General features: G+C 43.9%; 16 protein-coding genes. 13 read left to right on the top strand and 3 right to left on the bottom strand.

Features of this window, described 5'->3' with window-relative positions:
* Positions 1-17: 17 nt before the first annotated feature.
* On the bottom strand, positions 18-566 hold the full coding sequence (locus VXP95_RS09290; RefSeq protein ID WP_171255272.1) for an NUDIX hydrolase: 549 nt from the start codon (positions 564-566) through the stop codon (positions 18-20).
* Positions 567-689: 123 nt separating this feature from the next.
* Between VXP95_RS09290 and VXP95_RS09285 the strand changes: the two genes are divergently transcribed.
* The 9 genes from VXP95_RS09285 to VXP95_RS09245 all read left to right on the top strand — a co-directional run bounded on the left by VXP95_RS09285 (position 690) and on the right by VXP95_RS09245 (position 8,999).
* Positions 690-1,304 carry an NUDIX hydrolase gene (locus VXP95_RS09285; protein WP_416681178.1) on the top strand — a complete coding sequence of 205 codons (615 nt, stop codon included), beginning with the start codon at positions 690-692 and terminating at the stop codon, positions 1,302-1,304.
* A 17-nt stretch (positions 1,305-1,321) separates the two neighbouring features.
* Complete coding sequence (locus VXP95_RS09280; RefSeq protein WP_416681255.1) at positions 1,322-1,849, top strand: gamma carbonic anhydrase family protein; 528 nt, start codon at positions 1,322-1,324, stop codon at positions 1,847-1,849.
* Positions 1,850-1,991: 142 nt separating this feature from the next.
* Positions 1,992-2,657, top strand: a complete 666-nt coding sequence (gene tsaB, locus VXP95_RS09275; RefSeq protein ID WP_064097034.1) for a tRNA (adenosine(37)-N6)-threonylcarbamoyltransferase complex dimerization subunit type 1 TsaB — start codon at positions 1,992-1,994, stop codon at positions 2,655-2,657.
* 16 nt (positions 2,658-2,673) lie between these two features.
* Positions 2,674-3,498: an undecaprenyl-diphosphate phosphatase gene (locus VXP95_RS09270; RefSeq protein WP_064101820.1), complete on the top strand. Its 825-nt coding sequence runs from the start codon at positions 2,674-2,676 to the stop codon at positions 3,496-3,498.
* Positions 3,492-4,313, top strand: a complete 822-nt coding sequence (locus VXP95_RS09265) for a class I SAM-dependent methyltransferase (protein WP_064097032.1) — start codon at positions 3,492-3,494, stop codon at positions 4,311-4,313. Before VXP95_RS09270 ends, VXP95_RS09265 begins: the two co-directional genes overlap by 7 nt.
* Before the next feature lie 120 nt (positions 4,314-4,433).
* A complete protein-coding gene (locus tag VXP95_RS09260) occupies positions 4,434-5,816 on the top strand; it encodes a C13 family peptidase (protein ID WP_416711893.1) in 1,383 nt (460 codons plus the stop codon).
* Positions 5,817-5,859: 43 nt separating this feature from the next.
* The gene (fghA, locus tag VXP95_RS09255; protein WP_416681181.1) at positions 5,860-6,696 is read left to right on the top strand and encodes an S-formylglutathione hydrolase; all 837 of its coding nucleotides are present in this window, start codon (positions 5,860-5,862) and stop codon (positions 6,694-6,696) included.
* A 120-nt stretch (positions 6,697-6,816) separates the two neighbouring features.
* Positions 6,817-7,917, top strand: coding sequence for a YjgN family protein (locus VXP95_RS09250; protein WP_416706137.1), 1,101 nt, complete (start codon positions 6,817-6,819; stop codon positions 7,915-7,917).
* An 11-nt stretch (positions 7,918-7,928) separates the two neighbouring features.
* Positions 7,929-8,999: a M48 family metallopeptidase gene (locus tag VXP95_RS09245; protein WP_416711892.1), complete on the top strand. Its 1,071-nt coding sequence runs from the start codon at positions 7,929-7,931 to the stop codon at positions 8,997-8,999.
* A gap of 1 nt (position 9,000) precedes the next feature.
* On the opposite strand, the gene VXP95_RS09240 is transcribed toward VXP95_RS09245, so the two are convergent.
* On the bottom strand, positions 9,001-9,285 hold the full coding sequence (locus VXP95_RS09240; protein ID WP_064101817.1) for a DUF2218 domain-containing protein: 285 nt from the start codon (positions 9,283-9,285) through the stop codon (positions 9,001-9,003).
* A gap of 168 nt (positions 9,286-9,453) precedes the next feature.
* On the opposite strand from VXP95_RS09240, the gene rpe reads away from it, so the two are divergent.
* From rpe to VXP95_RS09220, 4 genes are all read left to right on the top strand, one after another.
* Positions 9,454-10,140 (top strand): ribulose-phosphate 3-epimerase, encoded by a 687-nt coding sequence (gene rpe, locus VXP95_RS09235; protein ID WP_416681185.1) that lies wholly within the window; start codon positions 9,454-9,456, stop codon positions 10,138-10,140.
* A gap of 633 nt (positions 10,141-10,773) precedes the next feature.
* Positions 10,774-11,091, top strand: a complete 318-nt coding sequence (sugE, locus tag VXP95_RS09230; protein WP_416711891.1) for a quaternary ammonium compound efflux SMR transporter SugE — start codon at positions 10,774-10,776, stop codon at positions 11,089-11,091.
* 68 nt (positions 11,092-11,159) lie between these two features.
* The gene (locus VXP95_RS09225; protein ID WP_416711890.1) at positions 11,160-11,642 is read left to right on the top strand and encodes a methylated-DNA--[protein]-cysteine S-methyltransferase; all 483 of its coding nucleotides are present in this window, start codon (positions 11,160-11,162) and stop codon (positions 11,640-11,642) included.
* A 34-nt stretch (positions 11,643-11,676) separates the two neighbouring features.
* Positions 11,677-12,339: a nuclease-related domain-containing protein gene (locus VXP95_RS09220; protein WP_416711889.1), complete on the top strand. Its 663-nt coding sequence runs from the start codon at positions 11,677-11,679 to the stop codon at positions 12,337-12,339.
* A 52-nt stretch (positions 12,340-12,391) separates the two neighbouring features.
* Here the strand turns inward: VXP95_RS09220 and VXP95_RS09215 are convergent, their stop codons facing one another.
* Complete coding sequence (locus tag VXP95_RS09215; protein ID WP_416711888.1) at positions 12,392-13,327, bottom strand: tRNA dihydrouridine synthase; 936 nt, start codon at positions 13,325-13,327, stop codon at positions 12,392-12,394.
* Positions 13,328-13,404: the final 77 nt, after the last annotated feature.

The raw sequence follows: 13,404 nt of genomic DNA, 5'->3' as shown, positions 1-13,404 counted from the left end.
TTTTATGTATGCTGAATTTAGCCGGTATGGTCTAGACGTGTGCCTAAGGTTTCCAGATGCATTGGGAAAGTATTATTTTTCCGGTCTTCAAAATAATGTCTGAGGGTATGTTCTACACTCGGGAAGGCAAGTTCAGTCCAGGGAATATCAGCTTCATCGAACAGACGGCTTTCGATGGTTTCTTCACCCGCACCAAATTTTCCATCAATCAGATTGGCTTTAAACAGTACATAAATCTGACCAATACGCGGAATGTTATACATGCAGTACAGCTGTTCAATGTCTACTTCAGCTTCAGCTTCTTCACGGGTTTCCCGTGCCGCGCCTTGCTCCATGGTTTCAAACAGTTCCATATAGCCGGCAGGTAACGTCCATAAGCCGTAACGTGGTTCAATGGCACGACGGCACAGCAGCACCTTGTTTTCGAACAGGACCAAAGCACCACAAATGACTTTCGGATTAATATAATGAATAGAGCCGCATGAATCACACACGCTGCGAATCTGCTGATCGCCCAAAGGAATTTTAGCTGTGGTTTTATGTCCACAATTCACACAGAAGTTCATATTCATCATCAATGATAAAAGTAAGCTCAGGATAACTGAAAAACCTAAATTTGGCATCATTTCTCTCCCGTCCTGACAAAAATCAGCTATGATGAAATTATGATCATTGCTAGGGCTGAAAGAATGGATGGATGTGAATTGACACAAAGGTTGCGGCAGAGATTACGTTTTTCCAGGCGTATCCGATCTGCGCATGCTGCCGTGTTGATTGCAATTACAGATGAAGCTGACCCCAAAGTATTGCTGACACGCCGTTCAGCCTATTTGAATAATCATGCTGGAGAAGTCTCATTTCCCGGGGGGAAGCGTGATCCGCAAGATACCAGTAATATTGTAGTGGCTTTAAGAGAGGCCTATGAAGAAACGGCATTGAACCCCTTTGATGTGCATTTAATGGGTGATTTGCCCATGCAAAAAGCCCGAAATGGTATGCTGGTCAAGCCGATTGTGGGGTTGATTCCTCCGCAAGTGCAACTGATTCCACAGCCAACAGAAATTGACCGGATTTTCTTTGCTTCATTGCAGCATTTGCTTGAAGTGACGCCCACGCCCTATGAAGTCCGTTTTGCCCAGCAATCTTTATATTTTCCGAGTATGCGGGTAGAAAATGAAGTGGTCTGGGGATTGACCGCACGTATGCTGATTTCTCTGTTCCAGTATGGACTGGATTATAAGAAAGACTGGCCATTTTTGCTGAATTCGCCGGCCTTTAAATCTCCAAACTTTTTTAACCATTGAACAGGATTTTATCAATGTTGTATAAATTTAAGGACTATACCCCTAATGCTACACATCAGCCTTGGGATGGCTGGGTGGCACCAACGGCAACCGTGATTGGACAAGTTGAACTGGGGCGCCAAGTCAGTGTCTGGTTTGGGGCTGTAGTACGTGCAGATAACAGTAAAATTAAATTGGGTGACTTTAGCAATGTGCAGGAAAATGCAGTGTTGCATACGGATGCAGGCATTGAGATGCACATTGGTGATTATGTGACAATCGGCCATCAGGCCATGCTGCATGGCTGTACCATTGGCGATAATAGCCTGATCGGAATTCAGGCAGTTATTCTGAACCATGCCGTGATTGGCAAGAATTGTATTATTGGTGCCAATGCTCTGATTCCTGAAGGTAAGGTGATTCCAGACAATTCTGTGGTGATGGGCTCACCCGGTAAAGTGGTAAAAACGCTGGATGATGACAGTATTCAAAAACTGAAAATGAGTGCCATGCATTATGCCGAGCATTTTCAAAACTTTCAGGACTTGGAAGAAGTGCAACTTTAGGGTACTTTTCTTTATTCTATAGTCTGAATTATAAGCCTAGATTTTCTAGGCATTTTTGTATCTGTTTCGGGAAAATCTCGCGCAGCGGATATGAGTGGAGTATCATATCCGCGTTTTTATATTCTCTGAATTAAGGTTGTGCATGAAAGTGCTGGCATTGGAGACTGCCAATGAGCAGTGTTCCGTTTCTGTAATCGATGATACACAAGAATTATTTTTTCAGCTTGATGCGCGCGCCAGGGCACAAACGCAAACAATTCTTCCGATGATTGAACAAGGTCTGCGAGATCTTGGACTGGACATTGCTGACTTGACCGCGATTGCCTTTAGTCGTGGTCCGGGTTCATTTAGTGGTGTGCGGATTAATGCTGCTGTAACTCAGGCTCTGGCCTGGTCCAATGATTTGCCAGTGATTCCGGTGTCGACTTTGCAGGCTTTGGCTCAAGCCGCCTACCGCTTACACGGGTTGACTGAAGTGTCTGCCGTATTGGATGCCCGAATGAGCGAAGTCTATATCGCGAGCTATCAACTGGATACCCAAGGAATTATGCAGCCGGTCGATGATGAGCAACTGTTAAATTATGCTGAGGGTCGTCAGGCAGTAAAGTATACTCCGGTCGGTTCAGGAGCTGAACTGGTACAAAGTGAAACGTCAATTTATAAAAATGTGCACGCGACCGCACAGGATATTGCCAGCATCGCACGTGTAGCAGCACAAACCGAAAACTGGGTCAGTGCAGAATTGGCATTACCGGTATATTTACGTGATAACGCATGGAAAAAAATTCCAGAACAAGGTAAAGCATAATTAACTAGGATAAAGCATGGATCTTTTACTGCTACTCAAAGCGGCTCTCATGGGTGTTGTCGAAGGCATTACCGAGTTTTTGCCTATTTCCAGTACCGGCCATTTGATTTTGGCATCAGAATTAATGAATTTCTGGACCAAGGAAAAGAGTGATGTATTTGTCATCGCAATCCAGATGGGGGCAATTGCTGCAGTTATTTATGAATACTGGGCACGTCTTTGGGGAGCAGCGACCGGGATTGTCAGTGGTGAGCCACAAGGTCGCCGTCTAGGTATAGGTCTGATTCTGGCATCTATCCCGATTGTATTGATTGGTCTGACTTTTGGCCAAACGGTCAAGCAGTTTCTGTTCAATGATATTGCCATCGCCATGGGACTGATTATTGGTGGTCTGATTATTATCTGGATTGAAAAGAATCCACCTCAAGTGCGTGTCCATGAAGTTGAAGAGCTCAGCATTAAAGATGCGTGCTGGATTGGTCTGATTCAGGTCTTGTCCTTGATACCGGGGACGTCTCGTTCTGGTGCGACCATTATCGGTGCGATGTTCCTGGGCGTATCACGCAAGGCCGCAACTGAATTCTCATTTTTTCTGGGTATTCCGGTGATTATTGGTGCTGGCCTGCTCGATCTTTATCAAAGCTATGATGTTCTAAATACCACTGAAGACTGGACCGTAATTGCGGTCGGGCTTCTGGTTTCTTTCGTTTCGGCATTGTTACTCATCCGTGCGCTGGTAGCATATGTGGCCAAGCGCGACTTTATGATCTTTGCCTGGTACCGTATTGTTTCAGGTCTGCTGATTTTATTATTTGCCTATACAGGTTGGAAATTATGGTAAGCACGATTCGCTTATATGCCGAATCTGACTATCAAGAGAAAGCACAGCACTTCAAGGCTGTGCTTTCTGCTCGTGGGGTAGTGGTCGAGATTGAACACGTGGAAAAACTCAATGCACGTTTTTTCCGCTTAAATCCTGAACTGGCCCTTTGTGTTGATGCTGACGGACTCTGGTTATGTGCCAATGGTATGAAAATGCAACCAGACTGGCGAGCGGAAACCGGACGGTTAAAACGGGCTTCTTTAAAATCGGAAATGATTGCACGCGCTTGTAATTTAGCTGAGAAGCCGAGCCTGATTGATGCTACTGCAGGTTTGGGACATGACAGTCTGTTGATGGCACATTTAGGCGCGAAAGTCACCCTGGTTGAACGGCATCCGATTTTATTCACCTTGCTGGAAGATAGCCATACACGTGCCCAGTCGGATGCGTTCCTGAGTCAGGTCGTATCCCGGATTCATTTGGTATTTTCAGATTCAGCCGATTATTTAAAACAGCAGGCCGAGCAGCAGCAGATTGTTGATGTGGTTTATCTTGACCCGATGTTCCCTCAGCGTGACCAAAACCAGCAGGCAGTCAAAAAACAGGCACAGGTCAAAAAACAGATGCAGCTGTTACATATGTTATTGCCTGAAGATGGTGAAATGGATCTGGGCGATAATCTTCTGGAACTGGCACAAAAAATTGGCAGGCGTGTCGTGGTCAAGCGTCCGCGTCTGGCGGTATTTCTGGCCGGAAAAGAACCTAATCATCAATGGCAAGGTGATGCTTGTCGCTTTGATGCGTATTTTCAGCATGAACTTGTAGCTGAATAGGAGAATGGCTTCTTTATTAAGCAAAGATTTGTTATATATTTAAAATTAACATTGATTAAATGCTTATCAAGCATAAACTTATTCAGCACATTGGCGAACCACTTATCTCCTTGACATCCTATGATCGACTTTAAACCCTCCATTAATTTTTGGCACGATTTTAAAAGCAACCAAACTGCCGGGATGTGGTTATTTTTGGGATCTCGGCGTTCTTTACAGCTGGTTCGTCCATCCATCATGCAACTGGTGTTCTGGGGGATTCTGGGAGGGTGTGCCAACAGTTTATTTAGCTGGCTCAGTTCAGGCCGTATGGGAGATTTTAACTCTCAAGGCCTGATCAGTTATGCGCTATGGCCTTTTATTGCTCTGATTGTTGGTATTTTTCTTTCGCAACGGGTCAATAATCCACGCCTGATGCTTGTACCGGCCCTATTATGGCTAGTATTAGATACCCATATCATGCTGTTCCAGTGCCTGATCCAGTATCTGGGTGATCTGGATTATCTGCCATATATCCTCTATGACTATATTCCAACGCTCTTTGTCATGCTGTTTGTCTGGCAAAGTCTGGCAGTGGTCTGGGTCATCTCGCGTGAATTAAAATGGCCATGGTGGGAACGTGCGCTGATCATGTTGGCGACCTTGTTTACCTTGGTGGTCTGGCAGATTTCAGTCAAAGATCAGCCCATCTGGAAAGTTGAAGAAATTCCACCAAGTTTTGCTGAAGATGCATTCTACGCCCAGCCAGTTCTGCTGAACAAAGCGCTGGAAAACATTGAATATGGTGAATTTGCACAGTCGCACTGGTATTTCATGGGGGTGGCTGGAGCCAGCTATCAAGATGTATTCTATTCTGAAGTCGAGCGGATTAAAGAACAGTTTGATACCCGTTTTGGTACTTTTGGCCGATCCATTGCCCTGGTTAATCATCCGGCGACACGTACCACCGTACCGATTGCTTCCAGAACCAGTATGGAACTGGCATTGCGCCGTATGGGGCAGCAGATGAACCGTGAAAGTGATGTGCTGTTTTTATATATGACTTCTCACGGTTTGCCAAATGTGTTCGAAATGGAAAATGCTCCGCTGGATCTGGCACAAGTCGATCCAAAATGGTTGCGTGATACCTTGGATGCATCCGGAATCCGCTGGCGGGTGATTGTGATTTCAGCCTGTTTCTCGGGCAGTTTTGCTTCTGCCTTGCAGAATGATAATACCCTGATTATCACTGCCTCAGCAGCTGACCGCCAGTCTTTTGGCTGTTCCAATGAAGCGGATTATACCTATTTTGGCCGGGCATTATTTGATGAAGCCATGCGTGAAAATAATAGTCTAAAAGCCTCTTTTGAACAGGCTAAAACTACGGTAGCTAAATGGGAGGCAGTCCAGGGCTTCGAACCTTCAGAACCGCAATGGGTGATTGGCAAGAATATGGAATTGATGTTGCCTCAACTGGAGCAGCGTTTATTTCCCCAGAATAGCACCACGATACAGTCTCCCTAGCCCAATATCCCCAATAGATCGGCTGCAATAATAAGGAATAGCCATGGAACTTATACAGAACAATAGAAGCTTTGAGGGTGAACAGCGGATTTATCGTTTTGATTCGCGCTATCTTAAAACCCCGACTAAATTTGGAATTTATCTGCCGCCTCAAGCCTTGGAAGGTCATAGCTGTCCGGCATTATTCTATCTGGCAGGTTTGACCTGTACTGAAGAAACCTTTGCCATCAAGGCACATGCCCAGCGCCTGGCATCACAATTGGGGTTAATTTTAATCACACCGGATACCTCACCACGCGGTGAAGGCGTGGCAGAAGGCGACAACTGGGATATTGGTCAGGGTGCGGGTTTTTATATCAATGCAACCCAGGAGCCGTGGGCTGAACATTACCAGATGGAAAGTTTCATTGTGGATGAGCTCTATGCACTGGTCACTGAGGAATTCGTGATCCATTCCAGTAAAATCGGCATCTTTGGCCACTCTATGGGTGGGCATGGTGCCTTGACCCTGGCATTTAAATATCCGGAAAAATTCAAATCTGTTTCAGCCTTTGCACCCATTTGTGCGCCAAGCCAGTGCCCGTGGGGCGACAAGGCGTTCTCGAATTATCTGGGTGAAAACCGTGAAGAATGGCTCAAGCACGATGCGACCGCTTTGGTTCAGGAGAAAGGTGCATTGTTCAATGATATCCTGATTGATCAGGGGTTCTCAGACCAGTTCTATAGTCAGCTCAATCCAGCCTTGTTTCAGCAGGCTTGTGATACCGTGAACCAGCCCTTAACTTTACGTGAACATCAGGGCTATGATCATGGGTATTACTTTATTCAAAGTTTTGTAGATGATCATTTGCAATTCCATGCCGTGCAGTTAAATCCTTAAATCGGTATTGCAAAGATGTAATAGCGCTAAAAAGATTAAAAAACCTCCAAAATGTTTTTACATTCTGGGGGTTTTTCTTTTAATATCAGTTGTATAAAAGTATAAAAAATTGGGGTCGTCATGCAGCAGACAGCAGGCGGTATTCGTGTCAGTGAGCCATTATTTCCAGCTGCTTCAAGTTTTTCGACTGAAGCCACGCCTTCGGTCAGACCGAAATATCAGCGATATGAATTCAAGTTTCATGGTAGTACCTCAGAATATTTTGGTATCTGGTTGAGTAATATTTTATTGACGGTATTGACCTTGACCTTGTATTCACCTTGGGCGAAATCGCGTCGTCAGCGTTATTTTTATGGCAATACCGAATTTTTGCAGCGTCGCTTTGATTTTACCGGTTTACCCAGCAAGATTTTTCTTGGCCGGCTTTTAGCCCTGGAAATTTATATAGTGTTCTTGATGGTGTCGAACTACTCGGTGTTGTTGGCCACTCTGGGCTTGGGCATGTTGTATATGGCGGTACCGTGGTTGTTTCGCCTGACGCTTAAATTTAGAAGTCGCAACACCAAATTTGGCAATACACGTTTTTATTTCTATGGTGAAAACAAATATTTATATCGCTTATTGAGTGTCGAGGTAATCAAGACTCTCTTAAGTTTATTTATTTTGCTACCTCGTTTAATTTGGCTCTATAAGCATTATTGCTTTGATCATTTACAATTGGGACAATTTAAATTTCGCTTGAATGCTACCCACAAAAATTATATGTCGGCTGTCTATCGACCTTTACTGTTGATGCTGGCTTTTAGCTTTGCGATGGTGGCCCTGATCGATGCAAGTCAATCGTCAAACTCAGAACATGACTTGTTGATTGTGATTTTATTATTGCTGTGGGTCATTGGCCTGATTTTTATCTTACCGATCATGTTGGCACGGATCTATATCACCACATGGAACAATCTGTTTCTAGGTGAGAATTTTTTTAAAACACGTGCTAATCCATGGCGTTATGCATGGATTGTTTTGTCAAACTGGGTATTAAAAATTATCAGTTTGGGCCTGTTATCCGCATGGGCCGACATCCGTTTTTATCAATATAAAACCAGTATGTTGGAACTCTTTGTCTTGGATGATCCTAACGAATTACAAAATATGTTGCAGCCTGACCCTAATTCCCTGGCAGCTGAATTTAGTTCTATGTTTGATTTTGATGCATCATTGTAGGGGGAATCATCATGCAAAAAAGACCTGTTGAAGTGCTTTATTATGATGGTAGCTCTGCAATAGCACATCCCGCTTTAATCCGCCCCCTTGATCAGCACCTCATTCAATTAAGTTATATCGATGACGAAAACCGGGATGTAGAGATTCCTTATAAAATGATGGCTTTTATTGGTGCTGTGGGCCGTCGACCTGCGATTGTAGAACTTCCGAATGATGCACGTATTGAGTTTATTGGCCGTGTACCACATTGGTTTGCCAAACCACAAAAAGCTATTTATGAAGCAATATGGCAATTGGAGCGCTCGCCTGCGCAGTTGCTCACCTTGCTAGTATTGGCTTTGGTCATGATCTTTAGTGTCGTGAAATGGGTGATTCCGTGGGGCGCCAAACAAGTTACAGCCTGGGTACCAGACAATACGGTACAGCGCATTGGTGATGTCACTGAACAGAATTTGGTGAAAAGGACGGAAGTGTCTGCTTTAAGTGCTGATTATCAAAGTCGCATACGTCAGCGTTTTCAACAGGAAATTGCTGAAAATCCGCATGCGCCTGCTAAACTGATTTTCCGTAAAGGTAAAGAGCTGGGCGCCAATGCCTTGGCGATTCCGAACAATACTATTTTAGTCACGGATGAATTGGTGGCGATCGCAGAAAATGAAGAAGAGGTACTTGCAGTACTGGCGCATGAACAAGGTCATATTGTACGCCAGCATGCCATGCAAAAGCTGATTGCAGCATCCAGTGTCGCGATGGCATGGGAAATGATTTTCCAGGATGGCAGCAGTATGCTCACTGCAGCTGCAGTGAAGTTAAGTGATGCTGATTATTCAAAACATCTGGAATATGATGCAGACGACTATGCCATGAAACATTTACACGGACGCGGCATTTCCAGTATTCATTTATCCAATTTCTTGCAACGGGTGGAAAACCTGCGTTTATCACAGCCGAAAAAAGATGAGCTGGTAATTCAGATTGAACTTGAAAAATGGCTGAATACGCATCCCGAAGAACAGGAACGTATCGAGCGTATTCATGCCTTTGATGCAAAAATGTCTAAGCAAGCAGTCAGTCGTGATTGAGTTAATCACGTTGCCAATTTGCTTCCAGTGGTTCTTGGCCCATACGGATTAGATGATCCAGCACAACATTTTCAAGTTTATTCAGATCAGTAGCGTCATCGTTACTTTGAATCGTTACAGTAAGATGCTCTGCTTCTGGCGCCAGGTTCACTTCCGCACTTGGAAAATGAATCAGAAAAGCTGATTCATTTTCATCAATATTGAATTTATGTTTCCAGTGATTGGCCAGGCGTTTGGCAACGCGTGAGGCTTGTTGTGTCTGGATATGGGCAGTACTTTTCTTCATTGATCTTCTATACTTGTAATCATTCCCCTGTACTTTAAACCAGTCATGGGTGGAATCATAAGCCGCAAAGCGTTACATAGCGTTTTATTCTTGCAACATCGAAGTCACAGTAGCCGGAGCGGATTTGATATAATGGGAAAAATCCAATTTCAACGAGCCAGGTTCTCCATGTCCAAGTCTTATTTAATTGCCCCTTCTATTTTGTCTGCTGACTTTGCCCGTCTAGGCGAAGAAGTCGAGAACGTGTTGGACGCAGGTGCAGACGTTGTCCATTTTGATGTTATGGATAACCATTACGTGCCGAATCTGACTTTTGGTGCTGGCGTGTGTAAGGCTTTGAAAAAATATAGCATCAAAGCACCCATTGATGTGCATTTGATGGTTAAGCCGGTAGATCGCATGATCGGGGATTTTCTCGAAGCGGGTGCCGACATCATTACTTTCCATCCGGAAGCTTCTGATCATATTGACCGTTCTTTACAGTTGATCAAGTCGGGTGGTGCCAAAGCGGGCTTGGTATTTAATCCGGCAACGCCACTGCATTATCTGGACTATGTACTGGATAAAGTCGATCAAATCCTGCTCATGAGTGTAAACCCGGGCTTTGGTGGACAGAAATTTATTCCAATGACTTTGGATAAATTGCGTCAGGCACGTCAACTGATCGATGCTTCAGGTCGTGATATTCGTCTGGAAGTCGATGGTGGTGTTACGCCGAGTAATATTCGTGAAATTGCTGAAGCGGGCGCCGATATGTTTGTGGCAGGTTCAGCTATTTTTGGCAAGCCAGATTATAAAGCTGTGATTGATGAAATGCGTGCAGAGTTAGCCAGAGTAGGGCAGATTCAACTCTAATCGCTAAAACATCAGATGCGCATAAATATGTGGATAACTTTATGGATAAGTGTGTAGATATCTATGTTGATAACCATATGGATATGTTGCATAAAATGTAATCATTTGTACCGTGGTTGATTGCAATTTAGACAATATTTGTATAAAAAGAACTCAAATTGGGTTCTTTTTATTACATATAACCCTTATGTTTGGTGGTTATTTGTTAATCAAGAGTTAATAATTCAACCAAGTAAAAAATGATCAATCTCTCACGAATTTATGTTTAATCATGTAATTTATCCCTAAAATGTTTGAATTTAATTAATGTGTATAACTTAACATTCTGAGCAACTCTCATTTAATTGTTATTAATTCAACTGCCCGAGTATGGAACTATACTAACTTACCATTTTTAGTCTCTACCATAACCAGAGCAGATAAGAATGTCGTGAAGACTTGAGTAAGACAAAGTTAATTTGTATCTCTAAAAGTCATGTTTTGTAACAATGACCACATTGTTAGCACGCGAATTAATAAAATTTCTATATCTGGATATTGAGGAGGAACGACCTCCCTTGTGGATTGCAGTGCAAAATTTACAGGAAAAATCGTCAGGACGGCCTGATTCTTATATAAAAGGAGGAGGGCTGCATGGCCTGGATCGTACTTATTCTTGCAGGTATTTTTGAAATCATTTGGGCTTATTCGATGAAGCTGTCTGAAGGTTTTACTCGTTTAACCCCCAGTATCATTACCATTGTTTTCATGGTGCTGAGTTTTGCTTTGCTGGCTTATGCGATGCGTACTTTGCCGCTAGGTACAGCCTATACGATCTGGACCGGGATTGGTGCAGTGGGTTCATTTCTCATTGGTATTTGGGTTCTGGGTGAACCTGCTTCTGCCTTGCGTATGCTGGCTGCTGTACTCATCATTTCCGGTCTGGTTTTGATGAAATTATCCTCATCTTAAGGCTATTGGGTGGTCCAAAATTCTATTAAGATGAGTAATAGAAAACCTGATCTAGTAGGAGTATGGCCATGCAGCTCAGTTATCTCTATATGGATTCTCCCGTAGGACAGTTACGACTGGTCGCGAATGAAACCGCACTGGTGGCCGTGCTTTGGGACTGGGAACAGCCGAATCGGGTGAAACTGGCGATCCTGGTTGAAGATCCGCAGCATCCGGTTTTGATTGAAACCAGACGTCAGCTTCAGGAATATTTTGCCGGTCAGCGCAATGTTTTTGACCTGCCTTTGGACTTTGCCGGTACTGATTTTCAGAAAAAAGTCTGGCAGGCGCTCCTGAATATTCCCTACGGACAAACGCGAAGCTATCGCGACATTGCTGAACAGGTGGGTAATATCAAGGCGGTACGTGCCGTGGGTGCAGCCAATGGCAAAAACCCGATTTCGATTATTGCACCCTGTCATCGGGTGATTGGTCGCAGTGGCAAGCTGGTAGGATTTGCCGGTGGTTTGGATAAAAAACAAATCCTGTTAAATATTGAGCGAACGCATTAATATTTAAACACTTAAAATAAACGAAAATTAGAATATGGAACATTCTACGATACAGCTATTAAGTCCACTCTGGTCCAGCTTAGGGTGGGTTCTTCTACTTTTCTTTGGCGTGATGATTTTTAAATTATTCAAGCCACTTTTAAAAGGGAAACTAGGAGAATTTGCGGTTGCTGCTCATGTCAAACTGTATTTAAAAGATCCTCAATATATTCTGCTCAATGATTTGACTCTTCCAGACGGGATGGGCGCGACCACGCAGATCGATCATCTGTTATTAAGTCCTTACGGAATATTTGTGATTGAGACCAAAAACTATAAAGGCTGGATATTTGGAAACGAGCGACAAAAAACCTGGACCCAGAAAATCTATAGAAACAGTTATAAATTTCAGAATCCGATTCATCAGAACTATAAGCACATCAAAGTATTGGAACAGCTACTGGCAGATATTGTGGAACCAGATCTTTTGCACTCTGTGATTGTATTTATGCCGGATGCCGTGTTTAAAACGCCGATGCCAAATCATATGTTTCGGGGGGCAGGCTGGACTGACTATGTGAAAAGTTTTGATCGGCAGATGATTTCGGAAACGAAATTAAAACGGATACAACTGCGGCTAGAAAAAGAAGTTTTAGAAAAATCCTGGAAAACCAATCGGGATCACGTAGAAAACTTAAAGCAGCGTAAGCAGTCATAAGCTTTTACGAGCCCATAAAAAAGCCTTTGAATCATTCAAAGGCTTTTGGGTTTTAAATATTTGAAGCTTTCAGTTTTTCGGTAATTTCGGCTAGAACTTTAATCCGTTTTACTTCATCCCATAATACTTTAGCTTCAGGATAATGTTTCGACATCATGCCGAGCCATTGCTTGTAACGACCGACCATCCCGATCTCAGTTTTGGCTGGGCCGTTGATAAAACGAATTTGCAGTTGCAGCAGTTCATTCCAGTTCATCAAAGGTGCATCCGAGTTTTGACGGATACATTGGGTCAGGTCGGGTGTGGTCACTGCACCTCGGCCAATCATCAGGTCTTCACAACCGGATTCCAGACGGCACTGTTTGGCATCGGCATTGTTCCAGATTTCACCATTGGCGATCACATTGATCTTGAGTGCTTCACGAATCGGTTGTAGTTGGTCCCAGAATGCTGGCGGAGTGTAGCCATCGGCCTTAGTACGTGCATGTACCGTAACCCATGAAGCTCCTGCATCTTCAATGGCATGCGCATTTTCCAGCATAAAATTGCGGTCCATATAACCCAGACGCATTTTGGCGGAAACTGGAATATGCGCAGGGACGGCATCACGCACGGCTTTAACCAGCTCATGTACGACCTCGGGTTCATCTAAAAGGATTGAGCCGCCGCGATGACGATTCACGGTTTTGGCCGGACAACCAAAATTCATGTCAATTGCCGGTGCGCCCATGGCTGCCACTTTGGCGGCATTCACTGCCAGCATCTCCGGATTATTTCCCAGAAACTGCACATGTACCGGTGTACCTGCCGCCGTCTTGCCATCATTCAACAGTTCTGGACAGTATGTGTGATAAATATGGTCGGGCAGAATGGAATCGGTGACACGGATAAACTCGGTCACACACCAGTCAAAGCTACCTACGGATGTTAGTACATCACGCATAATCGGATCGGTTAAGCCTTCCATGGGAGCAAGCACAAGTTTCAACGGTGCACACCTGTAAATTTAAAACGGTGTTATACGTTTTTTTAGCCTGAATGTCCAGGTAGTCTAAATTTCACGCT

The sequence above is a fragment of the Acinetobacter sp. 226 genome, assembly GCF_048147925.1.
In the GTDB taxonomy this organism is placed as follows: domain Bacteria; phylum Pseudomonadota; class Gammaproteobacteria; order Pseudomonadales; family Moraxellaceae; genus Acinetobacter; species Acinetobacter pecorum.
This window is presented reverse-complemented; position numbering and strand designations above follow the sequence as displayed.

What these genes read in the sequence shown, in the direction of transcription:
- VXP95_RS09240 (WP_064101817.1), bottom strand. Translation starts at nt 9,285, where the DNA reads ATGAAGAAAAGTACTGCCCATATCCAGACACAACAAGCCTCACGCGTT.
- rpe (WP_416681185.1), top strand. Translation starts at nt 9,454, where the DNA reads ATGTCCAAGTCTTATTTAATTGCCCCTTCTATTTTGTCTGCTGACTTT.
- VXP95_RS09250 (WP_416706137.1), top strand. Translation starts at nt 6,817, where the DNA reads ATGCAGCAGACAGCAGGCGGTATTCGTGTCAGTGAGCCATTATTTCCA.
- VXP95_RS09270 (WP_064101820.1), top strand. Translation starts at nt 2,674, where the DNA reads ATGGATCTTTTACTGCTACTCAAAGCGGCTCTCATGGGTGTTGTCGAA.
- VXP95_RS09290 (WP_171255272.1), bottom strand. Translation starts at nt 566, where the DNA reads ATGAACTTCTGTGTGAATTGTGGACATAAAACCACAGCTAAAATTCCT.
- fghA (WP_416681181.1), top strand. Translation starts at nt 5,860, where the DNA reads ATGGAACTTATACAGAACAATAGAAGCTTTGAGGGTGAACAGCGGATT.
- VXP95_RS09265 (WP_064097032.1), top strand. Translation starts at nt 3,492, where the DNA reads ATGGTAAGCACGATTCGCTTATATGCCGAATCTGACTATCAAGAGAAA.
- VXP95_RS09220 (WP_416711889.1), top strand. Translation starts at nt 11,677, where the DNA reads ATGGAACATTCTACGATACAGCTATTAAGTCCACTCTGGTCCAGCTTA.
- sugE (WP_416711891.1), top strand. Translation starts at nt 10,774, where the DNA reads ATGGCCTGGATCGTACTTATTCTTGCAGGTATTTTTGAAATCATTTGG.
- VXP95_RS09225 (WP_416711890.1), top strand. Translation starts at nt 11,160, where the DNA reads ATGCAGCTCAGTTATCTCTATATGGATTCTCCCGTAGGACAGTTACGA.
- VXP95_RS09285 (WP_416681178.1), top strand. Translation starts at nt 690, where the DNA reads ATGGATGGATGTGAATTGACACAAAGGTTGCGGCAGAGATTACGTTTT.
- VXP95_RS09245 (WP_416711892.1), top strand. Translation starts at nt 7,929, where the DNA reads ATGCAAAAAAGACCTGTTGAAGTGCTTTATTATGATGGTAGCTCTGCA.
- tsaB (WP_064097034.1), top strand. Translation starts at nt 1,992, where the DNA reads ATGAAAGTGCTGGCATTGGAGACTGCCAATGAGCAGTGTTCCGTTTCT.
- VXP95_RS09260 (WP_416711893.1), top strand. Translation starts at nt 4,434, where the DNA reads ATGATCGACTTTAAACCCTCCATTAATTTTTGGCACGATTTTAAAAGC.